The sequence below is a fragment of the Blautia sp. St.27G3 genome (assembly GCF_059728505.1).
This window is the reverse complement of record NZ_BAAGFO010000003.1, coordinates 276,129-302,834: the sequence shown is the minus strand read 5'-3', so window position 1 is coordinate 302,834 and position 26,706 is coordinate 276,129. Positions and strand designations below refer to the sequence as shown.

Below are 26,706 nucleotides of genomic sequence, written 5' to 3'. Positions count from 1 at the left end.
GCAGGTGATGAAAAATTAATATGATAGATCGCATGAAAGAACTAATTGATAATCTCAATGCTGCGTCGAAAGCATATTACCAAGAAGCTCGCGAAATAATGAGCAATAAGGAGTACGATCTTTTGTATGATGAGTTGGTAGAGCTAGAAAGCAGGACGGGGGTTGTAATGTCCAATAGCCCAACTAGGAATGTAGGATATGAAGTAATCAGTAAGCTGCCAAAGGAAATTCACCAAACACCAATCCAGTCGTTAGATAAAACAAAATCACCAAATGTCTTAAAACAATTTTTAGGTCGGCAAGAGGGGGTACTATCCTGGAAACTGGATGGTTTAACAGTAGTGTTGACCTATGAGAAGGGTAAGTTAACTAAGGCGGTTACTAGAGGAAATGGCATCATTGGAGAATTAATTACAAATAATGTGAAATGTTTTTCAAATTTACCGTTGACATTACAAACAACATATGATATAATTGCAATACGTGGTGAGGCAATCATCACATACAAACAATTCGATGAAATCAATTCTGAAATGACAAATCCATATAAAAATCCCAGGAATTTATGTAGTGGTACAATTAGACAGTTAGATAACAGAGTTGTAAAAGAACGAGGGGTAAAATTCATTGCATTCGAAATGGTAACACCGGAGATGGGAACCATCAGTGAATCGTTTGAATTCTTAAAGGAACAAGGTTTTGATGTTGTGGGGCATCAAATCGCGACAGCAGAATCCTTTGAGAAAATATTTGATTCATTCAAGAGCCGGTTTTATGACGAAGAATGTAAGATGGATATACCGACAGATGGATTGGTATTAAGGTATAACGATTACCAGTATGGCGAATCACTTGGTAGGACAGATAAATTTCCGAAGCACTCTTTAGCTTTTAAATGGGAAGATGAGACAGCAGTATCTGTTCTGACCGATATTGAATGGGCGACATCAAGAAGCGGAGTGATTACTCCAGTAGCAATCTTTGATCCGGTTGAACTGGAAGGAACAACAGTATCCAGAGCTACGTTGCACAATGTCAGCATTGTCAAAGATTTGCAGTTGGGTATCGGAGATGAGATTACCATATATAAAGCCAACATGGTTATCCCCCAGATAGACAAAAATCTAACACGAAGCAATTCTTATGTAATTCCAAACACATGTCCTGCTTGTAGTGGGCAGGCTATTCTAAAATCAAATCGAGACAGTGAAATTCTTATGTGTACAAATCCCAATTGTAATGCAAAACAGTTAGCTAAGTTCGTACATTTTGTGTCAAGAGAATGTATGAATATTGATGGGCTATCAGAGGAAACACTCAAGAAAATGCTTGATAACGGGTGGATTTCGGATTTTGTAAGCTTATATAGGCTGCACGAAAATCAGAAAGCTTGTAATGAAATGATGAAGTTTCCCGGGATGGGTAGGAAGTCTGTGAGCAATATTTTGGAAGCCATTGAGAGAAGTAGGCACGTCAAGTTAGACCACTTCATTAATGCTATGGGTATCCCGGGTATAGGGAAGAAACAGTCAAGGCAGATAGCTAAAGAGTTTGATCATGATTGTGATACGTTCGTATGGGAATTGGATAATAGGTACGATTTTACTAACATTCCGGGAGTCGGAGAAAAGCTAAATGAGTTTATATATGAATGGTATCATAACATAGACCAAAATGCGTTTACTCTTTTGATTGGCGAACTGCGGTGGGAAGTACCACAAAGAGAAGCAGAGACTGGGAGCATTCTAACTGGTAAAACGTTCGTAGTGACCGGTAAGACTCAGATTTTCAAGAACAGAAAAGCATTGCAGGATGAAATAGAAAAGCTTGGCGGAACAGTTGCGAGTAGAGTAACTTCTAAAACTAATTTCTTGGTAAACAATGATGTGGATAGTGCTTCCGGTAAAAATAAAAAGGCAAAGGAACTGGGGGTACAAATTATTTCGGAAACAGAATTGATAAGTATGATGAGAGAGGAAGGAGAGTGTAGATGAAACAGTACAAATGTCTTGTAGATAATAAAAAAAAATTAGAGAGACTAACAAAGGCTTCAACAGATGCCTTGGATGTAGTCTATTCTACTATTGATCGTTTGGATTCTATTAATGATGAAATTGATATAGCTGTAGATGAAATTGCAGAAGTTGAAGTCGAGTTACGTAAAACAAGAACAGAATTGAAACAGTGCCGTATGAATAATTACGCTATCGCTGAAAAGTTCAGACAATTAGTATCAACAAATTAAGAATAAAAAGGAGAAAAGGACATGGAAAAATTAATTAAAGCTTTAATGAAGCATCCGGAACTGGCATCAGAAATAATCAATAGTCTGGTGCAGAAATACAAACCGGCTATGTATGCAACAGGGGCAGAACTTTTAAATATCTATAAAGATCTGGTCAATAATGATGAATATTTTGAAACTGTTGCTGGATTCCAGAAGAAAATTTATGATGCGTATGTATCAGCTGGATTCTCAGAGACACAGGCGATGACACTGTTATTACAAAGAAACCTTGAACTTACCAAGCAAGTGGGGAATATTAACTTCTCAGCAAGTTAATACGACAGGTAGTTCATGTATTGTGGGTACGTAGTGGAGCTAAGGGGTCTCCACAAACATAATAATGCAGATAGATTACAATGTGTAGAGGTTTTTGGTAATAACATTATTGTAGATTTAAACTACTACGAAGGTCAAAAATGTGTGTTCTTTCCGGTTGATGGACAACTGAATCAGGAATATGCAGAAGTAAATAATCTTCTCATTAAAAAGGATGATGAAGGAAATAAGATTGGTGGATATATGGATCCACAAAAGAGAAATGTCAAAGCAATTCGTTTACGAGGTGAAAAATCTGAAGGTTTGATACTTCCTATTGAAACCTTATCACCTTATACAGATGTCACTAAGCTCCAAGTGGGAGAAAAGATTTCTGTACTAAACGGTGTAGAGATATGCACAAAGTATATCCCTAAGTGTCAAAAAAAGTCAAATCCAGATAGCAAATCTAAAAAAGAACGTCAAAATACATTCCCATATTTTTCAGAACATAGTGACACAGAGCAGTTGATGTACAACAAGGGCGCATTTAAGCCAGGTGATCTATGTAGCATTACGCTTAAAATGCATGGCACAAGCGCTCGCAGTGGAAATATGTTAGAGATCATCAAAAGGAAACAGAATTTCTTCAGTCGATTGCTAAGAAGAACTCATAAGACTTCGTGTCAGTGGAAAGCTGTAAGTGGCACAAGAAGAGTTGTCCTGCAAGCTTTTAAAGATGACGAAGGTTACTATGGTACAAATGCGTTCCGTAAAACTTACCATGATTTCTTTGCTACGAGACTAGAAAAAGGCGAACAAGTCTACTATGAGATTGTTGGTTACATAGATGAAAATACACCAATTATGGGAAGCGTGTCGACAGCAAAACTCCAAGATAAAGAAGTGAAAAAGATGTACGGGAATAAGATGGAATTTTCTTATGGATGTGAACCGGGAGAAAATGACATCTACGTATATCGTATGACAATGACAAATGAAGATGGCTACACAGTTGAATATCCTGACTGGCTGCTACGTAGTAGATGCGAACAGATGGGAGTTAAGTGTGTACCGAAGTTTGAAGATTTTATATTTACTACGTGGGAAGATCTGATGGAACGGGTGGAAAAATACTATGATGGTCCGGATCCTGTAGGCAAAACTCATTGTAGAGAAGGTGTGGTTGTAAGAATCGAAAACAAAGACAAGTTTAGGGCTTACAAGCATAAAAACTTCACATTCAAATTAGTATCCGGAATCATTTCTGAGTCTGTAGATGCAGACAACATGACAGAGGATATTTTAAGCGAGTTGTAAGGCCATGTGCGAGATAAAAGATTCCAAAATAGTAAAATGTCAATGTCATAAATGTAAAAAGGTGTTTGAGTATACGGATCTAAGTGATGACGTGTATAATCGTCATCTCAGTCCATGCTGCAAATCTAGCTATCATGTTTTAGATGCAGATCTGGATAGTTTTTTTGATAAGTATCTGTATGTCAATACAGATAAAAGATATTACGAATATAAGTTTTAAAGGAGAAAAGATGGAAGAAGTAAGGACTGATTTAAGAAGAGCTGATGCGTTTGTGAAAGTGTGTGGAGTATTGGCGGAAAAGAAGTTGGAAATTCAGACAGATGCGGAAGGGAAAAATTCTATTAAAGGTAATGTGGTAATTAAAATTGATGATACGAATTTTATTACGCTGAATGTATGGGCTAATGAACTGACTCAAAAAGGTGAGAGGAGCAAGTCTTATGACAATATGCTGACTGTAATGAATGAGCATCAGTCTATCGCAGAAGTAGGTGAAGAAGCAGCAACGAGGATTGAGTGTAGACGGGGCAACCTAGAACCGAATACATACATCGGAACAGAGGATTTGATGGAGCATGTAGTAAAACGTTATCGTACAAGTTTTCTTACGAAAGTAAATGATATGAGTGCGTACAATCCCACAGCAGAATTTGAAGTAGAAGGATATATCGACGCTATCTTTGATGAAGTGAACAGAGAAGGAGAACAGACAGGAAGGTTGAGATTCAGAATTTTTGTGCCGACTTATAGAGGAGTTGAACCGCTTGAGTTCTTTGTTCCTGCTGAAATAGCAGATGATTTCAGGGACAGTTTTGAAAGAGGGCAGACCACAAAATTCTATGGAGACATCGTTAACAGAACCATTGTTGATAAGAAGGAGCTCAAGCTCGCTGTAGGTGGAACACGCACAGAAACAACCACAAATAAGATATTTGAGCTTGTCGCAAATGGAGCTACAGATGCTTATGATGAAGGACTTGCTTACTCAGCAGCAGCAATTCAGCAAGGACTAGTAGAACGTGATCTGCGTTTGCGGCGTGAGAAAGAAGAGAAGAGCGCAGGTAAACGAGGTAATATTTCGACTGGTATGACAGGAGCAGCTACAAGTGCACAGTCAAGACCATTGCCGCAGTTCACTGGAAGCGGATTCAATATGTAATAAGGGGAGGAAGTAATGAATGACATTAGATGATTTATTAAAACCGGAACTATCAAAAGTGACAAGATCAACAGAGAACTTAGTAATTACAATATATGGTAGAGGTGGCCTGGGGAAAACTCCTGTTGCTGCTAAAATGGAAAAGCCGTATTATTTAGCTTTTGGTAAGTCTGGCTTGTCTGGACTAAACAATGTACCGTTCAAGTCTATTATGAGTTGGGCAGAGTTCAAGCAGTTTAATAAGATTCTGTGCAACAAAAAGAACTATGAAACCTTGCATGAACAGTACCATACGATTATCCTGGATGAGATGGAGATCCTATACCGTTATTGTGAAGAGTATGTTGCAAGTACAGAAGGAGTACGTAAGATCAAAGAAGGAAATGGTGGTTACGGTCTGTGGGGAGACCTGAAAGAAGAATGGGAACGTGAAATGCTCCGAATTATCGGTAGCGGTTTTTGTGTAATGTTCATCCTCCATGCCCAGACAGATGATACAGGTAAGGCTTTTCCGGTTGGTGATGCAAAAAGAATGCTTCCGATTCTGACTAACCATAGCGAGATCATTGGATATGTGAAGAGCAATGGTGCTGATCCAGAAACAGGAAAGCAGATTCATTCTTCCCTGATGCTGGTTGATACACCTGAGTGGTTTGCTCGTACACGCAATGAATACTTTGATCCGCACATCCAGGATTTCACAGCAGAGAATCTTGTTAAGGCTTACTATGATGCTCTGGATCGTCAGGAACAAGCAGAAGGGGTGAAACCTGTAACGGTAGCCGAGAAGGATGCCGTATTTGAAAGAACACAAATTCCGTTTGAAGAGCTTATGGGGCAGGTACAGGCAGCGGTCGAGAAGCTTTGCGCAGCAGGTAGACAGGCCGACGCGGTTGATATCATAGAGAATACTCTTGGAGCTGGTAAGAAGGTATCTGCCTGTACAGAGAAACAGTATCAAGCTGTTAGTGTAATCTTAGGTGACTTACTGGATGCTTTAGGAGAGTAAGCTGAAGATGGCAGGTAGGCGTAAATGTAAGATCTGTAACGAATGGATTGAAGATAATTCAGACAGCGTAGTGTATAAGAATGGATACGCTCATCGAAATTGTTTCAATATAGCTATGAGAGTAACTGTTACAGAAAAGAAAGAGTTTTTAACAAAAAAGAAAACTCAACCTGTAAAGAAACAGAAAGAGCTGAAGGAAGGATTGTCGGAAGAAGAGTTCCAGCAAAAGAAAAAGCTATGTGATTATATTAGATACCTTACAAAAGAAGATATATCCGTAGTGACTTACAAGCTTATGGAAGACTACAAAAAGAAATACGGCATTACATATCAACAGATGTACGATGACTTATATTGGTTCTTCGATACTTGTAATCATGAAGTGACCGGGAGTACAGTCATTGGGGTGGTCCCAAATTGTCATACAGAGGCTCAAAAGTATTACGCATCTATACAACGAGCAAACGCCTCCTGTCAGGCTAAGCTGGATCAATTACCTGATATGTATAAAGTAGCACACGTGACGACTGGCGTTACAGGTAGAAGATCAGCTCCTGAGCAGATAGATATAAGCTCCATAGGAGCAGGAGGTGATCAGACATAACCGGATTATTTGACAAAAAAGCAGTATTCCAGGTGTTTGGATGTTTGTTACATGAACCGTCTTTGCTGTCTACGTATCCATTATTACCACAAGATTTTGATGCAGAGGACTTTCATCAAATTGTCTTTGCTTCGATTTTCAACCTGTTTAACCAGGGAGTAAGAGTAATTGACATCTTTGCTATAGATTCATTTATATCAGGATATGAAAAACAGTATAAGATATTCAATGATAACAAGGGGTTGGAATACTTAAATGACGCTTATGGAATGTGTGAGCTAAGCAACTTTGAGTATAACTATAACCGAGTTAAAAAATTTAGTCTTTTAAGATATTATGTTTCTCAAAATTATAACATTTCTGAAATCTATGACACATCTATTGTAGATCCCAAAAAACAAGAACAAGAGCAAGCAAAGTTTGATGCTTACACAGTAGAAGACATTATCGGAATTGTGGAATTAAAAATGGTAATAGATCCAAAAAGAATGTTTCGCAATACGATACGATCTAATGGTCAACTAGCTGGTACGGGATTGTTGGATTTGATCACGTCATTCCAACAGAATCCTGAAATCGGTTATCCAATGCAGAGCAAGTTTATGAATACTCTGCTAAGAGGTTCTCGTAAAAGTACGTTCTACTTACGATCTGGCGGCACAGGATCAGGTAAATCAAGATTATCGTTTGCAGATACGTGTTGTGCATCTATTCCGTGGATATGGAATTTAAAAAATGGAGAATGGGAGCATACAGGCTTTTCTGCCGGTGCACTGATCATCAGTACAGAGCTTCGTATAGAAGAAGTGCAGACAATTATTCTCGCTTATGTGAGCGGTGTATCAGAGTCCCACATCATTGACAATACTTATGTAGATGATGAGCTTGAACGTGTGAAGCAGGCAGCTGTATACATTGCGTCAAGTCCAATCTATATCGAATACATGCCAAATTTTGATTTGGATGATGTGAGTGACCTGATAAAAAAGTATTACAGAGAACACAATATTGAACTGGTAAACTTTGATTACTTGCATACTTCTATAAAGATGCTCATCCAATTATCTACGCTATCGCGTGGAATGAAAATGAGAGAGGATCAGGTTTTGTTTATGGCGTCAGATGCCTTAAAAACGTGTAGTACAGAATTAAATATCCACATTGATTCGGCAACGCAGTTGAATGGAGAATATAAAGATGCTAAAGAGAAGGATCAAAATATCCTTCGCGGCTCGAAGGCAATTGCCGATAGGATAGATGCAGGATATATTGCGATGGCTCCAACTAAGATGGAACTTGAAGCAATTAAACCAATTTTAACTCATGGTATATACCCGATCCCGAATATGATCTACCATTTATATAAGTGTAGGCGTGGAAAGATTACAAGAGTAAAAGTCTGGTTATATGCGGATCTTGGAAATTGTAGAGTACAAGATTTGTTTGTAACTACATTTGATCACGAATTTATCCCGGTAGATCAATTAACCATCGAAAGCGCAGAACAGTTATTGCTCCAACACTCCGTCGACGAAGATAAGATTGAAGCAACAGCAGAAGAACAACAGGAAGCAGCCATTAGCTTTATGGCATTTTAGGAGTTACATATGAATAACTATTTTGATGTCAAAGCAATACAAGAGGCACTTATAAAAGATGATGTTATTAAAATAGCAATAGAATTAGGATCAGATGGGTATAAGGTTGGTGGATCAGGTGAATTGATATTTCAGAGTATATGCCATAGATCGGATTCATGGAAGTTGTATTACTACCATGAACCGAATGGTGAGTATCCCGGTAAGATATTCCACTGTTACACCAGATGTTCAGATACTTTTAATATATTTGAGTTGGTAATAAGAGTAAGAAGGAACCAAGGAATCATTTTAACATTTGCGCAAGCTGTGAAGTATGTAGCAAGCATTACGAATAATATGTTCTATGCTAACAATGATACAGTAGAAGTGCATCAAATAAATGACTGGGACTGGATTAACAAATTCAAAAATGTAAAAAAAGGAAATAGCATCCCTCAACTCTCAGAAATCAGTGAACATGTCTTAGAAATTTTTTGCCCACATCCACATGAGCTTTGGCTCAATGAAGGAATCAGCGAAGAATCCATGAGGAAGTATCAAATATCATACTGGGGTAAAGAAAACAAGATTATTATACCCCACAGGGATATTAATGGTAGGTTGATTGGCGTAAGAGGCCGGTCATTAAATAGTGATGAAGTAGCAGCAGGATATAAGTATATGCCGATAAAAGTTGAAGGCGTAGAACTGAAACATAAGTTAGGCAGTAATCTGTACGGATTATGCCAGAACGAAGAAGCCATACGTAGAATCGGAAAGATAGTGCTGTTTGAAAGCGAGAAAAGTGTGCTGCTATGCGACACTTACTATCATCAAAATAATTTCTCTGTTGCTGTGTGTGGATCCAATATTACAGATACACAGTGTAGACTGATACGCTCACTTGGAGTCAACGAAGTGATGATTGGTTTTGACAAGGAGTATGAGGATGCGAATAGTAGATTGGCAGAAGTTTATGGTAATAAACTGATTAATCTAGCAAATAAATTAACATCTTATTTTACAGTATATCTACTGTGGGATGAGGAAGGTCTGCTGGATAGAAAAGATTCTCCGGCAGACAAAGGTAAGGAAGTTTTAGAAAAATTGATGAAAAGCAAAATTGAAATTAAGACGAAAGGATAGGTTTGAAAATATGGAAATGAGAAGTATTAATGATTATGATTTTTCAGATTCACGTCGCCGTATGATGGGATTACCACGCTTCGAATGGAAGTTGGAGTACGAGTTAAAACCACAGAGAATATTTACTGCAAATAAAATTGCAAGTGTAGAGTTTTTTCCACCGGCCACTAAAATGACATTTACTGATGATACAGTAACTACCGCAGTAGCTCAACCTGGGGATGAGTTTAGTAAAGAAGTTGGTATGATGGTTTGCATTATGAAATATATTTTTGGCGATAAATCATACAACAATATGTTCCGGAAGTGGATCAAAAAGGATGAATATAGAAAAAAAGAGGCTGAGAAATCAGCCGCGGAAAAACGCGAACGTGCTGAGATTAAGAAGCGTCAAGCTGAAAAAGAAGCAAAAAGAAAGGCTAAAAGGACTGAACAGGCAAGAGAACGGGAAATCGAGATCCAGAAAGAAGCATACATCAGGGCAATGCGTGAACTTGAAGAAGATAAAGAAGCAGAGGCAAAAAAAGAAGCATATATAATGTCATTGTATGGACTTGGAGATGATAAAGAAACAGAGGTTGAAGAGTAAGTGGAAGTGGATGAGCTGAATCTAAGAGAGGTAACAGAGGACGACCGTAAGAATCTTCCTACGATGTCCTACTCGAAATTAGATATGTTCATTAATTGCCCGAAAAGATTTCAGAAAAGGTATATGCTTGGTAAACGTCCTGAAGGACAAACTATTTCATTGGAGCTTGGTAGTATTCTACATAAAGGTCTTGAAATGAAAGGAAATTATATTCTTTCCGGAGAGTCTGTGGACTATGATACAATCACGAAAGCCGTGATGGATGGATGTGACGAAGAAACAGAGAAGAACAGTGATCATCTTCATGGCGTGAATGAAATCAAAACAATTTACTTTGAAGATTGGATGAAATCATTTGAAGATTCTGTTAATTATCAGCAAAAGATTGAGTTGTATATGGCAGATGTTCTTCCTACCAGAATGGAAGATGTGGCCTGGGAAATTGTAGGGGTAGAAATCCCATTTGAATATGTGTACAACGATCAGTGTATAGTGCATGGATTCATCGACCGTATTGATAGGAAAAAGGATGCTCCGGAAGTGTTGAAGGTAGTAGATTATAAAACTTCTAAAAAAGTATTCCCAGACAATAAAATTAAAACGCCTTTGCAGATGATTATTTATGATCTGGCATGTAAGTTCATGTATGGAGTGCTACCACAACATCATGAATACGATTTTGTATTACTCAATGAGAAACAAACGACAGAAGATGGCGTGTGTAGTAAAGGATATTTGAAAAGAGGACTTAAGAAGATTAATGATGTGTTAGGTAAAATTAAAGTTGCTGAAGCAGCTAATGAATTCCCTCCATATCCTAGTCCACTATGTTACTGGTGTTCATTTCCACCTATGACACATACACCAAATGCGGACAAGCAATTCAGCGGAGATTGCCAGTATTATAGCCTATGGACTCCTGAACATAAGCGATATGCGGTTAATGAAAAGTATATACCGGGAGAACCAGAAAAAGAACAGAGAAAGTTGGTGTTCTAATTGTATGAGCTTCATGATCACAGTGATTTTTCTAACCTAAGATTGGTTGATTCCATAAATAAGGTTAAGTCATTGATATACAGAGCTGTTAAATTAGGACGCAAGGGAATTGCTATTACCGATCATGAGAGTGTGTCTGGACATGTAGATGCGATCAAGGTCGTAAAGGACGGTAAGAAACAGGGTAAGATACCAGAGAACTTCAAGTTGATTTTAGGTAATGAGATTTACCTCGTGGACTCGATAGAATCTGTAAGAGACAATTATGTTTCAGGCGAGACTAAGTTCTGGCATTTTATCCTACTTGCCAAAGATGCAGAAGGACATAAGCAACTCCGAGAATTAAGTTCTATGGCTTGGGACAACAGCTTCTATACAGGATTGATGGAAAGAGTCCCATTGACCAAAGCAGAGCTTGCAAGAGTTGTAAAAAGTAATCCTGGACATCTGATAGCATCTACCGCCTGTCTTGGGGGAGAGCTTCCTCATTGGATTTTACATAATAATATGAAGAAACTGAATGAGTTCCTCGCTTATTGTTATGACTTATTTCATGAGGATTTCTACCTCGAGATGCAGCCTAATGATTCGACAGAACAGAAACTTGTCAATAAAACAATTATAGAAATAAGTAGGCAGTGCGGCATACCGTATATTGTGACGTGTGATGTACACTATTTAAAGAAACAAGACGCAGCATTCCATACAGCCTTTCTCAACTCCCATGAAGAGGAACGAGAAGTAGCTGACTTCTATAAAACAACTTATATGATGGAAGAGGAAGAGATATATGAATATCTGGTTCCTCAAATTGGAAGAGAGAATGTAGATCAAGCAATTTCCAATACTGATCATGTAGGTTCACTCATATCTGAGTACGATTTGTACCATCCGACAATAGTGCCGGAAGCTGATATTCCCTATTTTGAAACGCAACACTTGTTTAAGAATCACTATCAAAAGTATCCTTACATAGAGAAATTTGCAAATAGTGAGAATATTTTTGACAGGTATCTACTTCATTTGATAGAGAACGGATTCATGCAAAAAGGATATTATGAAGGCATCCCAGATGAAGAATATCATAAACTCCTTACAAGAATTGAAGTAGAACTTTCAGAAATGTGGATGGTAACAGAGAAGATTAATACGAGTATTTCTTCCTATTATTTATCAACGTTAGAGCTGATAGATATCATGTGGAATGAAGGAGACTCGCTTGTAGGAGTAGCCAGAGGATCAGTTACAGGAATGTATACGATGTATTTGATTGGCTTGACACAGATGAACCCTATCCCGTGGGGCTTGCCTCACTGGAGACATATAAGCCATCAGAAGGCCGAACTTTCGGACGTAGATATTGATTCACAACGTAACAGACGCACGCAAATTATTGAAGCAGTAAAGAAACGAAAAGGTGAACGACGAGTATTGAACTGCTGTACATTCAAAACTGAGGGCAGCAAGTCAGCTATTCTGACAGCTGCTAGAGGTTTAGGAATTGATAATGATACAGCTCAGTATTTAGCGGGAATGATACCGGTAACGAGGGGATTTACTTGGTCATTGAATGATTGTATCAATGGCAATCCAGAGGAGGAAAGAGAGCCAATACAAGAATTTATAAATGAAATAAGTAGAATACCTCAGTTATTGGAAACGGCTATGAGCATTGAAGGTTTGATTAATGGGCGCAGCATACATGCATCTGCTGTCTACATTTTCAATGATGATTTTACAGAGCACAATGCGCGTATGAAAGCCCCAAATGGGGTGTATACGACACAGTACAACATGAAGAGCAGTGACTATATGAGTGGTCTTAAGATGGATTTTTTGACCATCTCAACACTTGATTCCATAAGACACTGCATGGATCTGCTCATAGAAGCAGGGCACATGGAATGGCAGGGTAGCCTACGAGCTACGTATAACAAATATTTGCATCCTGATGTACTGGATTATGAAACACCTGAGATGTGGGATTGGATAGGTGCAAATAAAGTAGTAAATCTCTTCCAATTTGATTCTCAAATAGGCCTTCAGGCCGCCAAAAGAATTAAACCACATAGTTTACCAGAGTTAGCTGCTGCAAATAGTATCATGCGACTGATGGTATCTGAACCAGGTGCAGAACAGCCTATGGATACCTATATCAGATACAAAAACGATATTAACCTATGGTACGAGAATATGAAGAATCAGTACCATTTAACAGAAGAAGAAATAAAAACTGTAGAACCTTATTTGCTTCCAGTTTACGGAGTAGGAGATACACAGGAAATTGTAATGGAATTATCCATGGATGAACATATATCAGGCTTCGATGTAGCTCAAGCAAATAAGCTGAGAAAGGGTATCTCGAAAAAGGATAAGGATCTACAAGCGCAAATGAAGAAGATGTTCTTCGAACATGGAAAAGAAATATACACATCAGAGAATCTGTTGAACTACATCTGGAAAGAGGTTGTAGGGAAACAGCTTGGGTAAAATGAGTGCTCAAGTAAAACCTCGTGAACGTAAGCAAAAACGGTGTCTTCTATTTACAGAAGGCTAACGGTGAAGGGTACGTGAAAGCCGTATATAATACCGTGCCAAGCTTTAGAAAATTCTAAAGAAAGGTGTAACGACTATCGGAAAGGCGTAAGCATGAGTACGGGTACAGATGAGATTAGCACATCTGGGAGCGCGAGGATAGGGTGGTTTGGCTCTGATGAGAATATACTAAGAAAGCCACTCAAGATATAGTCTAAAGATTCATTTTCTAAAAATCACACTTTTCCTTATTCCGTGATAGGAATACAGTGTCTCAATTTGGCCTACCATTATCCAGATGTGTACTGGAATACGGCGTGTTTGATTGTGAACGCTGGTGCAGATGAGGATGTGGAAGTAAACAAGTCGACTGATTATGGTAAAATAGCAACTGCAATTTCAAATATGCAGAAGAGAGGTATCAATGTATCTTTGCCAGTCATCAATTCTACCAACTTCGGTTTCATTCCAGATGAAAAGAATAATCGAATCATTTACTCAATCAAAGCCATTAACGGCATAGGTGATGATGTAGCAAGACTTCTTATTAAGAATAGACCATACACTTCACTGGAAGACTTCTGTGAGAGGATGCTCGATACAAAGTTGATCAAGAATTCTCAAATGATAGCGTTGATTAAGGCTGGGTGTTTCACAGAGCTGCATTCTCAGAACCGAAAAGAGACTATGAAGTATTTCATTATGAAGTATTTGATACAACCGGTACAAAAACTGACATTTGCTCAGTTTGATAGATTAATGGCATACGATGATAAATATCATTTTGTTCCAACAGAGATGTATGAGTCTATTGCACATAAGGACTTTAAAGAATACGTGCTGCAAGATAAGTTCTTTTATAAATACGTTGTCAATGGCGGTAAGAAAGTGCCGAAGTGCGGATACCATGATAGATTGTTCAAGCTGAATGGCAGCGCGATGAAGTTTTTCTGTGAGCGATACTCAGAAGAATCTATAGTGCTTGTAGAAGATACCAGTTATGTGATTTCAGAGAAGAAGTTTATAAAAGAGAACAATACGAAACTGGAACCGTTAAAAGAATGGTTTGCAAGTAGTAAGGCTGTTAATGCTTACAACAACTGCATGTACTTTGATATGTGGGAGAAGTATGCAGCAGGGACAGAAGCTGCATGGGAGATGGAATCTCTGTCGATTTACAGTAGTCAAGAACATGAATTAATGCATATCAACAAAGATATGTATGGTGTGGTTGATTTCTTTGAAATGCCAGAGAAGCCGGAAGCTTACAGCTACTTCACAAGAAAGCTGCCACAAGACGGTGATTATGTACAAAAGAGATTCCCTAAATACAAGATTACTCGCATAGTAGGAACAGTGCTAGACAAGAATAAAGATCGGCACATGATCTCGTTACTGACTCCATCAGGAGTTGTAAGCGTAAAATTTGACAAAGGTCAGTTCGGTTATTATGATCGTCAGATTTCTGAAACAAATCCAAATGGAACAAAAACGATTCTGGAGAAATCGTGGTTCTCTCGTGGTAACAAACTATTGATTTGCGGATATAGGAATGAGGATCAGTTTAGAGCAAAGAAGTATACGGATACAGCATGGAAACATACCTGTAATCTTATTACATCAGTGAAAGACAATGGTAGTTTAGAGGTGTTGTTAGAAAGAGGAGGTGAGGAAGCTGGATGGCGATAAGTTAATAGCAACAGTAAAGATCAACACGGTAAGATTTTACAATGCTGGTTCAAATTTTGGCATCATCAGTTTCACTGTACTGGATTATGAAAGCAATAGCGAGGTAATAGATGTGCCAGGGCGTACAGTGGCAAAAGGTATTATGCCAGAACCGATCAAAGGTGCTACATATCATATAGAAGCTAAGGAAGTGTTAGATCCTAAATGGGGTAAGCAGTATAACATAGATCGGCTATATAGTAGCTTATTTGTCAATGAAGATGACACGAAGGCTCAGAAATGCTTCCTTGAAAGCCTTTTCACAGAGAAACAAATTGAATCTATGTATGAAAGCTTAAAAGATCCATATAAAGCTTTGAAAGATAAAGATGTGCAAGCGCTAGTATCTATTTCTGGATGTGGTTTTAAGACTGCATCCAGATGGATACAAAAGTTCCATGAGAACCTGAATAATTCTAAGGTGTACGTTGAACTAGCTCAGTATAATTTTTCCGCGAAGATGATTGATAAGCTGATTCAACACTACAAGTCACCTGACTTAGTAATTAACATCGTAAAGACAAATCCATATAAGCTGATGGAAGTATCAGGAGTCGGATGGAAGACGTGTGACGAGATAGCTCAAAAAGGGAACATGGACCGGCATTGCCCAGAACGTGTTCAGGCGTTCCTATTCCATCATTTGAGAACGAAAGCGGAAGAGGGGTACACTTATCTATATGCGAACGAACAGCTTATGGCGGCCATTATAGAGACGTTAGGAGACGATATACCAGATGCTCCGATACTTGAAGCATTAAAACAGTTGGAGGATAAGCTTTGGTGGAACCAAGACCATATTTTAGTCGGCCTTAAGTCTTATGTAATGTTAGAACGGAAAATTGCAGAGAAATTAATTGAATTACGCAATTCTAAAAATAATTTTGAGTATGTTAAGTGGCAATGGGTTATTAAAGAACAAGAAGCAGGACAAGGTTGGAAATATACGGATCAACAAATAGAAGGTATTAAAGCAGTGCTTGAGAACCAGGTGGTTGTGATAACTGGAGCAGCTGGATGTGGTAAATCGTCTATCGTTGCCGGAATGCTTGAGATTCTTAAAAAATATTCCTGTGTACAGTGTGCTTTATCGGGTAGAGCTGCAGCCAGACTTTCTGAGGTAACTCAATTGCCAGGATATACTATCCATCGACTGTTAGGATTCCCAAATGGTGACGAGAATCATCAAAAGTATGTTTACCATGAAGAAAATCCATTACCAGCAGACATTGTTGTAGTGGATGAATTCTCCATGGTAAGCGGTGATCTGTTCTGGGTTCTGATCAGAGCATTGAAACCAGGAACAAAGCTTATCTTGTTAGGCGATGTAGGACAGTTGGAAAGCATTGGATCATGCAATCTGATTAACGACATGCTTAAATCTCCTGAGATACCGAGTATTGCGCTTGATAAGATTCATCGACAGGCAGAAGATAGCGCGATCATTATGGAAAGCATGAGTGCAAGAAAAGGTATGTCAAATGTTCCTAGAGACTACGCAGGTGTTATGGTGAAGGGAAAACTACAAGATTTAACTTATGACTGTTTCAGCGATATTAATTGCACCTTTTATAAAATCCTAGAATATGCTTCTGAATTAAAGAGTAGAGGATGTTCAGTGCTTGACTCCCAAGTAATTGTTCCAATGAAAGATCGGCAAGCAGGAACTAACAATCTAAATCTTGCATTACAGGAAATCTATAATCCATTAGAAGGGCGAGAAGAGTTAGTTATATCCTACTCAAAAGATTTACAGATGCCTATGCGTGTTGGAGATAAAGTGATCAACACCAGAAACAACTACGGCGCATGTACTTATGTTGGGCAATGGCTTACCAAAACTAAGGAAGAAGCCAAAGAGATGGGAGAACCATGCCCTATCTTTAATGGAAATATAGGAATAGTAAAAGCAATTAATTTAAAAAGAAATGAGTTAATTGTTGATTTCTTGGATATAGGAACGGTGCTGGTTGAACAAGATAGATTGAAAGATATATCGCTTGGATACGCTGTTACTGTTCATAAATATCAGGGCAGTGAAGTGAAAAACGTGATCTTTGGTGTAGATTTTTCAGCATATGCATTATTAACACGTCAAATGATTTATACAGGAATTACAAGGGCAAAGTCACACTGTTATGTAGTAGCACAAACATCTGCTTTCAGATATGCAGTTGCTCAAAATGGTGTGAGCAAGAAACAAACATTATTACAGGATATGCTTCATGATGTGGCACATCCAAAAATGATTTTTTAGGAGGATATTATATTGACAGTACAAGAATGGTTAGGCGAAGAGAATCAATTAGGTATTGATATATGGGAAAAGAAGTATCGGTACAACGATGAGAGTTTTGACGAGTGGCTTGATAGAGTGTCAGGTGGAGATGAAAGTGTAAAACAGCTTATTAAAGAAAAGAAATTTCTCTTTGGTGGAAGAATTTTATCAAATAGAGGATTAGATAAATGCGGAAAAAAGATTTCATATAGTAATTGCTATGTGGTGTCACCACCAGAAGATTCAATAGAATCAATATATGATTGTGCAAAACAGTTAGCTCGTACATATAGTTATGGAGGAGGATGTGGAGTTGACATAGGGAAGCTTGCTCCTCGTGGTGCCAAGGTGAATAATGCAGCTAGAGAAACATCGGGAGCAGTAAGCTTCATGGATCTTTATAATTTAACTACAGATCTCATAGGACAGAATGGAAGACGAGGAGCATTGATGATTTCTATTCCATGTGATCATCCTGACCTTGAAGAATTTATAGGATTAAAATCTGATCTAAATAAGATAACCAAGGCTAATATTTCTGTAAGGATAACAGATGAATTTATGAAAGCTGTGATGGATGATAAGCCTTATAAGTTAACTTACCATAGAGATGAAACTGGAGAAACGATTGAGAAAGAGGTACGAGCAAAAGAGATCTTCCATAAGTTCTGCGAAATGAATTGGGATTATGCAGAGCCTGGAATGTTATTCTGGGACAGAGTGAGAGAATGGAATTTACTCAGTGAAGATATGGACTTTTCCTATGCAGGAGTCAATCCTTGTGCTTTAGCAGAGGTCTTGGGCGCAAGTAAAACATTCCGTAAAATCGGTGAACCCTAAGTCATAAGATATGGGAATACCGAGATCCCACTGCAGCACAGGGGATTGTAACGCATAGATGGTGAGCATTAAGTGAGCAATAATCCATCCACGAGTACGGAACTTTGGGAATATATTCTAATGATAAGGGGGCAAAAATAACTGATTATATATAAAGCAACAAATAAGGTCAATAATAAAGTGTATATCGGGCAAACAAAAAATACGTTAAAGTATAGAAAAAATCAACATGCTAGAGAGGCTAGGTGTAATAAAAGACCAACAGTGTATTTTCATAATGCGCTGAATAAATATGGAATAGACAATTTTACGTTTGAACAAATAGATCAGGCCAATACACATGAAGACTTGAATGAAAAAGAACGTTATTGGATTCAATATTACAACTCTAATAATAAAATGTTTGGTTATAATTTAGATTCAGGTGGGAATTCACAGGGAGAAAAATCAGAAGAAACAAAGAAGAAGATAGGTTTAACGACCAAAGAAAAATGGAAAGATCCTATAACAGCTAAGAAAATGAGAGATGGCCTGTTAAAAGGAACAGAAACTATGAAACAAAATATTAAAAAATACCCTATTGGATGTCCTGTTTGTAAGCAAATTTTTTATTATCCCCAGCATATAGCCAATTCAAAAAAATTTTGTAGTCTTGAGTGTAGTGCTCGCGCCCGTACTTGGGAAAAAGGTGTAGACGCAGCCGCAACAAAAACCCATCTTAAGAATCTTCGTTTAAAATCCACTATTAAACATAAAATAGAAGAATGGACATTAGAAAATCGAAGCCTTGTTTTAAATTGCCCATATAATAAAATTGTTCCAACATTACAACCTTTATTAGACTTAATGCAGGTAGAGTATGGAATAAAGGATATTCGTAGTCTATTTGCTTGTTATGAAAATGTAAAATCTAAAAAAGAATTCTTAAACGCATTAAAACATGTAATAGATATTTCCAAAGAAAATGTATGCTAGACTGGTCTGAATTGACAGACGTATCTCATAGACTTCTGCCGAACTATGAGTATGAAAGAAATTTCCAGAAGCAAAAGATAAAAAGCTTTTGCGGTAATAATTAGGAGGAGCCTCTTCCGGCAGGCGGGTCGTGCTTACTCGGTAGTATTAATCTATCTGAATTTGTAACCGACGACAAGAAATTTGATTATAAATCATTTACAGATGCTGTACATATAGCTGTAAAAGCTTTAAACAATGTCTTAGATGAAGGACTTCCGTTGCATCCATTACAGGAGCAACGTGACAGCGTTAGAGACTGGAGACAAATTGGTTTAGGTATCTTTGGTCTTGCAGATATGCTTATTAAAATGGGAATTAGGTATGGAAGCAGCGATTCACTGAGACTATGTGATGAAATAGGACGTACAATGGCTAGAGCGGCTATAACATCTTCTCTGTGGATAGCAGAAGATGCTAATCCATATCTTAAATGGAATGCAGAGAAAGTAATGGCATCACGATTCGCCCAAGGGCATATGCCATTATCTCTCAAAGATAAAATTTTCTATAATGGTTTAGCCAATTCACAACTCTTAACGATTGCGCCTACAGGTTCACTTTCGTCAATGCTGGGGGTGTCAGGCGGTATAGAGCCAATTTATGCGAACTATTATGAACGTAAAACAGAATCGCTACACGGACATGACGAGTATTACAAGGTGTATACACCTATAGTTAAAACGTATATGGAAGAACATGGTCTTACGGATGATTCACAGCTTCCGGACTATTTTATCACAGCTCAAGATCTGAATTACAAAGAGCGTATCGGGATGCAATCAGTATGGCAAGAACATATTGACGCTTCAATTAGCTCTACTGTGAATGTACCAAACGATTTTACCATTGAACAAGTTGAAGATCTATATATGCTTGCATGGCAAAAAGGTCTTAAGGGCGTAACAATCTTTAGGGATGGCTGTAAACGTACAGGGATCCTTTCTACTACTGGCAATTTGCCAGAACAATCCACAACACATCAATCAATTGAATTACAACGAGGCATGATTATTAAGGCCGACGATAATTGTGTAGGCCGTAAACGTACATTGAGAACTGGATGTGGCACACTTCATTGTGAAGCTTTCTTTGATCCAGATACCGGAGAGCTTTTAGAAACATATTTCAGCAAAGGGAGTCTCGGTGGATGCAACCAATTTATGATTGGTTTATCTAGGTTAATTTCACTTGCAGCACGAGCTGGGGTGGACATTTACTCAATTGTCGATCAACTTAAAAGTAGTGGGACATGCCCTTCATATGCAGTAAGAGCAGCGACTAAGAAGGATACAAGCAAAGGATCTAGCTGTCCTGTCGCTATAGGTAATGCACTAATTGACATGTACGAAGAGTTGCAGAGAGATTTGTCATGTGACTCTGATGCATCTCAAGAAGATGAAATAGCAACAGATAAACAAGTAATAAATCCATGCCCGAAGTGCGGAGAAGAGCTTCGCTTTGAAGGTGGTTGTATGACCTGTCCTTCATGTGGATGGACAAAGTGCGACTAAGGAGAAGAAGATGTTTTTAGTATTGATATGTAAAAAATGTGGACACCGTGTATATGTGGAGGCGGGACCACATGAAAGCTTATTTAACAAACTAGCTTCGATGCCAGAATATGACTGCCCGAATTGTGGCGAATCTGGATATGAAAATTGGCTGATCGGATGGACAGCCTCGCAATTTAATCAATAAGAAAAGGAGAAAATACATATGAGCAATGCGATTAGAAAAGTAGAAAGAGGAGTAGTTAGAAAACAGTCAACAAGAGGAGGATTTGTTGATGCATGGGGGGCCTACAGAGAAAAGAAGTGGGATGGAAATGTCCCACGAGATACCTCTAAGAAGAAAAGATACTTTGCAGACAACCCGAAGGTTCTGTGTGCAGAAATTAAAGCTACACATGCTATTAAAGAAGCATTTGCTAAAACCATCAAAGACTCAATTAAAGCAAAGCGTGAGGCTTCTAAGGAGGAGAACTAATGGAGCCGATCAGAATTAAATATTTTACCGATGAGATCGAAAAGCTTACAAAGATTGATAAGGGTGACTGGATTGATCTTAGGACAGCCAAAGAAGTTACATTAAAAGCAGGAGAGTTTGCTTTGATTCCTTTAGGAGTCGCTATGCGGTTACCAACAGGCTATGAAGCTCATGTTGTACCACGCAGCTCTACATTTAAGAACTTTGGTATCATCCAAACAAATCATCAGGGTGTTATTGATGAGTCTTATTGTGGAGATAATGATCAGTGGTTCTTTCCGGCATATGCTCTTAGAGATACTGTAATCCATGTAAATGACCGCATCTGTCAGTTTAGAATTGTTCAGAAGCAGCCAGAGATCCAGTTCGATGAAGTGGCTGTTCTCGGTAATGAAGACCGTGGAGGTCATGGTAGTACAGGTAAACAGTAATCAGTAGATTAAACAGACAACTATGGAGGGTTTCAGTAAAAAAATAAAGCTGTGACCAGTTAGCCACAGCTTTATTCACTCCTTCCTGCACTTTTATATTACTTATAAAAGCGACCTGTAATTTTTAATCCATCTCGCATGTTAAGTTTGATACTTATATTTCTAATTTTGTCGCATTTGGTTAACAAGAAAATTATAATTTTAGTACCACACAGAACACAGATGGAGCCAAAATAGAATGAAAAAGCGTTCATTCTTTATCGCCTCCTTGTGCAGAAAAGTCGCATAACAAGGAATGTTGGATATTCTGTCGTGCAAGTGGATTGCAATGCGCTACATACAATCACAAGAATATCTGAGAATATTATACAACAAGCGACGAGGGAAATAAATACTGGAATCATCTTTAGTTTTTATAACTAAAAAGAAAGGAACGTACACAATGAATAACAATCTTATAGAAGTAATTTTTATATTAGATGAAAGTGGATCCATGAGTCCACTCAAGGACGACACCATTGGAGGGTTTGACTCATTTATTGAAAAACAGAAGAAAGAAGCAGGAGAATGTAAAGTAACTACGGTGTTGTTTAATAATGCAGTATATAAAATACACGATGCAGTAGATATTAATGAAGTTACATCACTGGATATATCTTATACACCTATGGGGACAACAGCATTGCTTGATGCGATAGGAACAACAATTGATGAAGTTGGAATACGACTTGCTAATACTCCAGAGGAGGAGAGGCCGGGAAAGGTACTTGTAGTCATCACTACAGACGGTTACGAGAATGCTAGTAAGGAATACACACAAGATATGGTCAAACGTATGATTCAGCTTCAACAGAATACTTACAATTGGACTTTTATGTTCTTAGGAGCTGGCATAGACGCAAAACAGGTTGGCGGGTCTTATGGTATCAGCCATTCTCATACGTATACTAAGAGTGCTGGTGGACTAAGCAGTACATACACTGTCGTAGCTGATACTACATCGTATATGAGATCTAGGGGTGTAGTTTCACAAGATGAGCTGTCTGCAACAATACAGAAAAATTTGGAGAATATTCAGTAAGGAGGGCACTGTATGATTTACGTTACTGGAGATACTCATAGACACATAGATAGCTTGAAAATTAAATACCATGAAATGAAAGAAGAGGATTACCTTATCGTCTGTGGTGATTTTGGATGGTTATGGGACGACAGTGAATTTGAACATGAGTCGTTGGATCTTTTAGATAAAATGCCAGGTACGATCTTATTTGTTGATGGTAATCATGAAAACTTTCCTTTGATTTTTTCCTTCCCAGAAGAAGAGTGGCATGGTGGAAGAGTACATAAGATTCGCCCTTCTATTTTACACCTTATGAGGGGAGAAGTATTTGATATAGAAGGTAAGAAGATCTTTGTAATGGGCGGTGGAACTTCTGTTGATAAGGTGTACCGTATAGAAGGAATTAGCTGGTGGCCTGAAGAACTACCATCAGAAACAGAATATAAGAATGCGCTTGCTAACCTCGATAGAGTAGATTGGAAAGTAGACTATGTATGCACTCACGCAGCTCCAACCTTAACTCAGTATGAAACACTGAGGAAGTTATTAAAGCCAAATGTTTTAAAAGGATCAGATGACTTAACTGATTTCTTGCAAGAACTGGCTAATCAGTTGGATTATAAGATGTGGTATTTTGGCCATTATCATGGAGATATGCAAGTTAGTGAAAAGCATCATTTGCTTTATAACTCTATTATTCCAATAGAAGAGGTAACAGAAGGACGTATCGGTTAAACAGTGTAGACGATGTAAAAGCGTTATATTCTTTATGCTTTAAATACAAAGACGAGCTATCATTTGATGTTAAGTGTGGTAGCAGGACAATAGATGGATTATCTATCTTAGGTCTTACTATGCTAATGGGAAATACAGTTGTAGTCACCGCTATAGGTGATGAGAGTAAAGTACAAAATTTTTATGATAAATTGGAGGAATTATAAATGTTGAAATTTGAAAATACAGATACATATGGATTTGAACACGCACTCAGAGGAATGCGTAATCCTATGAATTCTTGGGACAAAGCTGATAGTTCGGCATTTTATGAAGAAAAGGCATGTGACAAATGTCCCAATAATATTGAGGAAACATGTTCAATGCTTCTTCCATGTCCAGTAGAGTTAAAATTTGTTATTGGACCAAATGATTTGAAACTCGCACAGTCGCTTATTAAAGCTGGATCAGAGCATCGTAAGTTCTTAAGACAGATCGAAGTTTGGGTTGATATTACGGCCCCGTTGTATTGGTGGAAAGAGTACGATACTTACAAAGTAGGAACTGTAGCGAATAGTTGTAGCACGATGCATAAGATTACAGCTAAAGCATTTGCATTAGCAGACTTTTCGTATGAACGCTTGGAGCCAATATCTCTAAAAGCCTTACAAAATACGATTGATGTACTTAACTACTGGAGGGAAATTTATGTGTTGGGCAACAAAGATCGCCAGCCGAAAGATAAGGAAGTATGGTATCAGTTAATTCAGTTACTGCCATCAAGTTATAACCAGAAGCGTGCAGTAACACTAGACTACGAAAACATCTATTCTATGATCCGCCAGAGACAGCACCATAAGCTTGATGAATGGTCAAAAGACTTTATAGCATGGGCAAGATCACTTCCGTATGCAGATGAACTTCTTTTCTATGGCTTAGACGATACAGAGAAATCTGAAGCGTCTGTCAGTGCCACAACTACCCCAGTACCTGTTGAATCAACTACACAGTTTGATGCAGTTAGTAAACCGTCTCATTATGCTGCAGGAGACATTGAATGCATAGATGCTATGATTGCGGCATATGGTTCAGAAGCTGTGAAGGATTTCTGCAAGTGTAATGCATTCAAATATCAGTGGCGGTTTGACAAAAAGAATGGCGAAGAAGATATTAAGAAAGCTCAGTGGTATCAGAACAAGCTGATGGAGTTAAATAATGCCAGTTAAAATAGTATATTGCGACTGCATAACATGCCCTAAGCAGGACTGTTATTATCACTACTGTAGAGCGCCTTGGGGAGAACCTTTTAGTATGAAAAAATATAAGATAAAGAATAAAGAATGTACAAAATATAAAAGTATTGAAGGAGAAAACGATGAAATTAAATAACATAACGAATATTGAAGGACTGTTTAAAGTGATTGACACGTGTCAGGGAAAAGTGGAATTGGTAGGAGACGACATTAGGCTGAATCTTAAGTCTAAGCTCGCGCAGTATTTCAGTATTGCGAAGCTGTTTTCTGATGGGTGTATTGATGAAATGGAGATCGTGACATACGATCCTAATGACACCAATAAACTGATTAATTTCATGATAAATGGTATGTAATAATAGAGGGTAGGGGTGGAGGAGGGATCTCTCTTCACCCTTAAAAATATTTATTGAACAGGAGTGATGAATTATAGGCCAACAATCAACAAATGAATTATTGAAGTATGCACTGGATAATGGTATAATTGACATGACAAGCATCCAGCAAGGTGTAGAGATGACGAAGAAAGAAAAAATTTTAAAAGAGCATCCTCAGAGCATTTGGCTGGGCAAAGATGGTTACTGGCATACTTACATTATCGTAAATGAAAAAAGAAAACACATCAAGAAAAAGAATAAGGAGGATATAGAAGCAGCCATTGTCGATAACGCCAAACAAGGTGATCAATTTTTATTTAAGTGTCGGTATGACATATGGGTGCACAGACAGGAAGTATGTGGCCGGTCGCCTAATACTATCTATAAGTACAAAGCTGATTATAAACGCTTTTTTGAAAACACTCCATTTGAAAAAAGAGATGTCAGGTATATAACAGAAGAAGCCATATCGGAACACCTTACTAATATTTTGACGACAAAAGAGATTCCCTATCGCGCATTAAAAGGTGCTTTTGGATATCTAAGGGGTGTATTTGAAAAATGTCGTACCGATAAGCTGATTAAGGAGAATCCGTGCGACTATGTAGACCTCCCTATATTCCAAAAACTATGTGCAGAGCCTAAGAAGAAAACAGCTAAAGAAAGAACAGTATCGAATGAAGAAAAAACAGCTTTAATTTATAAGTTCAGAAGAAGGCCAACAGTAGAAAAATGTGCCATTGAGTTCGCTTTCTACACAGGTATGAGAGCTGGAGAGTTATCCGGTTTAAGATGGAGTGATATAGATTTTGAGAACCAATTGATCCATATACATGCTTCAGAAAAACTTAACAGGATAACAGGAGAATATACCATTGAATGCACAAAAAATGGTAAAGAACGTTACATCCCTTTAACAGATGATATGGCGAAGGTTCTGGAAATGACTTATGAATTAGAAGAAAAGAATCGTTGGGTGACAGAGTTCGTGTTCAGTGGGGCGCATGGAAGAGTACATGCGAACTATATTTCTAATAGTGCCACAAAGAATACAAGCACAAGTGAGTTTTCCAGTCGCAAGGGGGTACATGCTTTACGTAGAACGCTGAATTCTAACATGAGGTGCAACGGCGTATCAGCAACAGTAGCAGCTGCCTTACTTGGACATAGTGAAAAGGTGAATGAACATAATTACACGTATGATGTGTCTGACATGGCAACGAAAAAGAATTGCATTGAGCAAGCTGGAGCCATCTAAATTAAAAAAGTTTTAAAAAATGAAAATAGTGCTTTACAAAATACGAATTTACTGGTATAGTATGAAACTGTGGTCAGGAGATACATACTGATTACGAAGTGGTTACATTTGATAACTACGATCTGAGAACCCTTATAAATCAAGGGTTGTAGGGTAGGGTAGTGGGTTCGATTCCCATCACCCGCTTTCCTGAGTCTGTAGCTCAGTTGGATAGAGCAACGGCCTTCTAAGCCGTGGGTCGGGGGTTCGAATCCCTTCAGGCTCGTTTTTAAAATAT

At 38.1% G+C, this 26,706-nt stretch carries 25 protein-coding genes and 1 tRNA gene; all 26 read left to right on the top strand.

What is annotated here, in order from left to right; all coding sequences use genetic code 11:
• The first annotated feature begins 20 nt into the window (after positions 1 to 20).
• Positions 21 to 1,994, top strand: a complete 1,974-nt coding sequence (ligA, locus tag AC6I2O_RS15390; protein ID WP_497743146.1) for an NAD-dependent DNA ligase LigA — start codon at positions 21 to 23, stop codon at positions 1,992 to 1,994.
• A complete protein-coding gene (locus AC6I2O_RS15385; protein WP_497743145.1) occupies positions 1,991 to 2,245 on the top strand; it encodes a hypothetical protein in 255 nt (84 codons plus the stop codon). The genes ligA and AC6I2O_RS15385 overlap by 4 nt, the downstream gene beginning before the upstream one ends.
• A 21-nt stretch (positions 2,246 to 2,266) precedes the next feature.
• On the top strand, positions 2,267 to 2,563 hold the full coding sequence (locus AC6I2O_RS15380) for a hypothetical protein (protein ID WP_497743144.1): 297 nt from the start codon (positions 2,267 to 2,269) through the stop codon (positions 2,561 to 2,563).
• A gap of 33 nt (positions 2,564 to 2,596) precedes the next feature.
• Positions 2,597 to 3,862, top strand: a complete 1,266-nt coding sequence (locus AC6I2O_RS15375; RefSeq protein ID WP_497743143.1) for an RNA ligase family protein — start codon at positions 2,597 to 2,599, stop codon at positions 3,860 to 3,862.
• Between the two features lie 230 nt (positions 3,863 to 4,092).
• Positions 4,093 to 5,022 (top strand): YorF family protein, encoded by a 930-nt coding sequence (locus tag AC6I2O_RS15370; RefSeq protein ID WP_497743142.1) that lies wholly within the window; start codon positions 4,093 to 4,095, stop codon positions 5,020 to 5,022.
• Between the two features lie 19 nt (positions 5,023 to 5,041).
• On the top strand, positions 5,042 to 6,031 hold the full coding sequence (locus AC6I2O_RS15365; RefSeq protein WP_497743141.1) for an AAA family ATPase: 990 nt from the start codon (positions 5,042 to 5,044) through the stop codon (positions 6,029 to 6,031).
• Positions 6,032 to 6,038: 7 nt separating this feature from the next.
• Complete coding sequence (locus AC6I2O_RS15360) at positions 6,039 to 6,635, top strand: hypothetical protein (RefSeq protein ID WP_497743140.1); 597 nt, start codon at positions 6,039 to 6,041, stop codon at positions 6,633 to 6,635.
• Positions 6,636 to 6,679: 44 nt separating this feature from the next.
• Entirely contained in the window at positions 6,680 to 8,233 is a 1,554-nt protein-coding gene (locus tag AC6I2O_RS15355; protein WP_497743139.1) for a DnaB-like helicase C-terminal domain-containing protein, read from the top strand.
• 9 nt (positions 8,234 to 8,242) lie between these two features.
• Positions 8,243 to 9,361, top strand: a complete 1,119-nt coding sequence (locus tag AC6I2O_RS15350; RefSeq protein ID WP_497743138.1) for a hypothetical protein — start codon at positions 8,243 to 8,245, stop codon at positions 9,359 to 9,361.
• A 10-nt stretch (positions 9,362 to 9,371) separates the two neighbouring features.
• The gene (locus AC6I2O_RS15345; RefSeq protein ID WP_497743137.1) at positions 9,372 to 9,950 is read left to right on the top strand and encodes a hypothetical protein; all 579 of its coding nucleotides are present in this window, start codon (positions 9,372 to 9,374) and stop codon (positions 9,948 to 9,950) included.
• Positions 9,951 to 10,949: a RecB family exonuclease gene (locus AC6I2O_RS15340; RefSeq protein ID WP_497743136.1), complete on the top strand. Its 999-nt coding sequence runs from the start codon at positions 9,951 to 9,953 to the stop codon at positions 10,947 to 10,949.
• The gene (locus AC6I2O_RS15335; RefSeq protein ID WP_497743135.1) at positions 10,950 to 13,439 is read left to right on the top strand and encodes a PHP domain-containing protein; all 2,490 of its coding nucleotides are present in this window, start codon (positions 10,950 to 10,952) and stop codon (positions 13,437 to 13,439) included.
• A gap of 372 nt (positions 13,440 to 13,811) precedes the next feature.
• Positions 13,812 to 15,173, top strand: coding sequence for a helix-hairpin-helix domain-containing protein (locus tag AC6I2O_RS15330; protein ID WP_497743134.1), 1,362 nt, complete (start codon positions 13,812 to 13,814; stop codon positions 15,171 to 15,173).
• The gene (locus AC6I2O_RS15325; RefSeq protein WP_497743133.1) at positions 15,151 to 17,469 is read left to right on the top strand and encodes an AAA family ATPase; all 2,319 of its coding nucleotides are present in this window, start codon (positions 15,151 to 15,153) and stop codon (positions 17,467 to 17,469) included. The genes AC6I2O_RS15330 and AC6I2O_RS15325 overlap by 23 nt, the downstream gene beginning before the upstream one ends.
• Before the next feature lie 12 nt (positions 17,470 to 17,481).
• Positions 17,482 to 18,330, top strand: a complete 849-nt coding sequence (locus AC6I2O_RS15320) for a ribonucleotide reductase barrel domain-containing protein (RefSeq protein ID WP_497743132.1) — start codon at positions 17,482 to 17,484, stop codon at positions 18,328 to 18,330.
• A 141-nt stretch (positions 18,331 to 18,471) separates the two neighbouring features.
• Positions 18,472 to 19,305 (top strand): GIY-YIG nuclease family protein, encoded by an 834-nt coding sequence (locus AC6I2O_RS15315; RefSeq protein WP_497743348.1) that lies wholly within the window; start codon positions 18,472 to 18,474, stop codon positions 19,303 to 19,305.
• 146 nt (positions 19,306 to 19,451) lie between these two features.
• Positions 19,452 to 20,858 carry a ribonucleotide reductase barrel domain-containing protein gene (locus AC6I2O_RS15310; protein WP_497743347.1) on the top strand — a complete coding sequence of 469 codons (1,407 nt, stop codon included), beginning with the start codon at positions 19,452 to 19,454 and terminating at the stop codon, positions 20,856 to 20,858.
• A gap of 10 nt (positions 20,859 to 20,868) precedes the next feature.
• Positions 20,869 to 21,045, top strand: a complete 177-nt coding sequence (locus tag AC6I2O_RS15305; RefSeq protein ID WP_497743131.1) for a hypothetical protein — start codon at positions 20,869 to 20,871, stop codon at positions 21,043 to 21,045.
• An 18-nt stretch (positions 21,046 to 21,063) separates the two neighbouring features.
• A complete protein-coding gene (locus AC6I2O_RS15300) occupies positions 21,064 to 21,333 on the top strand; it encodes a hypothetical protein (protein WP_497743130.1) in 270 nt (89 codons plus the stop codon).
• Positions 21,333 to 21,764: a dUTP diphosphatase gene (locus AC6I2O_RS15295; RefSeq protein ID WP_497743129.1), complete on the top strand. Its 432-nt coding sequence runs from the start codon at positions 21,333 to 21,335 to the stop codon at positions 21,762 to 21,764. Before AC6I2O_RS15300 ends, AC6I2O_RS15295 begins: the two co-directional genes overlap by 1 nt.
• A 442-nt stretch (positions 21,765 to 22,206) precedes the next feature.
• Positions 22,207 to 22,845, top strand: coding sequence for a vWA domain-containing protein (locus AC6I2O_RS15290; RefSeq protein WP_497743128.1), 639 nt, complete (start codon positions 22,207 to 22,209; stop codon positions 22,843 to 22,845).
• Between the two features lie 12 nt (positions 22,846 to 22,857).
• Positions 22,858 to 23,562: a metallophosphoesterase family protein gene (locus AC6I2O_RS15285; protein WP_497743127.1), complete on the top strand. Its 705-nt coding sequence runs from the start codon at positions 22,858 to 22,860 to the stop codon at positions 23,560 to 23,562.
• 206 nt (positions 23,563 to 23,768) lie between these two features.
• Positions 23,769 to 24,767, top strand: a complete 999-nt coding sequence (locus tag AC6I2O_RS15280) for a DUF3310 domain-containing protein (protein ID WP_497743126.1) — start codon at positions 23,769 to 23,771, stop codon at positions 24,765 to 24,767.
• A 149-nt stretch (positions 24,768 to 24,916) separates the two neighbouring features.
• Complete coding sequence (locus AC6I2O_RS15275) at positions 24,917 to 25,150, top strand: polya polymerase (protein WP_497743125.1); 234 nt, start codon at positions 24,917 to 24,919, stop codon at positions 25,148 to 25,150.
• Between the two features lie 160 nt (positions 25,151 to 25,310).
• On the top strand, positions 25,311 to 26,429 hold the full coding sequence (locus AC6I2O_RS15270; protein WP_497743124.1) for a tyrosine-type recombinase/integrase: 1,119 nt from the start codon (positions 25,311 to 25,313) through the stop codon (positions 26,427 to 26,429).
• A 191-nt stretch (positions 26,430 to 26,620) separates the two neighbouring features.
• Positions 26,621 to 26,694 (top strand) — tRNA-Arg (locus AC6I2O_RS15265).
• Positions 26,695 to 26,706: the final 12 nt, after the last annotated feature.

Coding starts and splice junctions, on each gene's coding strand:
- ligA (WP_497743146.1), top strand. CDS start 21: ATGATAGATCGCATGAAAGAACTAATTGATAATCTCAATGCTGCGTCG.
- AC6I2O_RS15385 (WP_497743145.1), top strand. CDS start 1,991: ATGAAACAGTACAAATGTCTTGTAGATAATAAAAAAAAATTAGAGAGA.
- AC6I2O_RS15380 (WP_497743144.1), top strand. CDS start 2,267: ATGGAAAAATTAATTAAAGCTTTAATGAAGCATCCGGAACTGGCATCA.
- AC6I2O_RS15370 (WP_497743142.1), top strand. CDS start 4,093: ATGGAAGAAGTAAGGACTGATTTAAGAAGAGCTGATGCGTTTGTGAAA.
- AC6I2O_RS15365 (WP_497743141.1), top strand. CDS start 5,042: ATGACATTAGATGATTTATTAAAACCGGAACTATCAAAAGTGACAAGA.
- AC6I2O_RS15360 (WP_497743140.1), top strand. CDS start 6,039: ATGGCAGGTAGGCGTAAATGTAAGATCTGTAACGAATGGATTGAAGAT.
- AC6I2O_RS15350 (WP_497743138.1), top strand. CDS start 8,243: ATGAATAACTATTTTGATGTCAAAGCAATACAAGAGGCACTTATAAAA.
- AC6I2O_RS15345 (WP_497743137.1), top strand. CDS start 9,372: ATGGAAATGAGAAGTATTAATGATTATGATTTTTCAGATTCACGTCGC.
- AC6I2O_RS15305 (WP_497743131.1), top strand. CDS start 20,869: ATGTTTTTAGTATTGATATGTAAAAAATGTGGACACCGTGTATATGTG.
- AC6I2O_RS15300 (WP_497743130.1), top strand. CDS start 21,064: ATGAGCAATGCGATTAGAAAAGTAGAAAGAGGAGTAGTTAGAAAACAG.
- AC6I2O_RS15295 (WP_497743129.1), top strand. CDS start 21,333: ATGGAGCCGATCAGAATTAAATATTTTACCGATGAGATCGAAAAGCTT.
- AC6I2O_RS15290 (WP_497743128.1), top strand. CDS start 22,207: ATGAATAACAATCTTATAGAAGTAATTTTTATATTAGATGAAAGTGGA.
- AC6I2O_RS15285 (WP_497743127.1), top strand. CDS start 22,858: ATGATTTACGTTACTGGAGATACTCATAGACACATAGATAGCTTGAAA.
- AC6I2O_RS15280 (WP_497743126.1), top strand. CDS start 23,769: ATGTTGAAATTTGAAAATACAGATACATATGGATTTGAACACGCACTC.
- AC6I2O_RS15275 (WP_497743125.1), top strand. CDS start 24,917: ATGAAATTAAATAACATAACGAATATTGAAGGACTGTTTAAAGTGATT.
- AC6I2O_RS15270 (WP_497743124.1), top strand. CDS start 25,311: ATGACGAAGAAAGAAAAAATTTTAAAAGAGCATCCTCAGAGCATTTGG.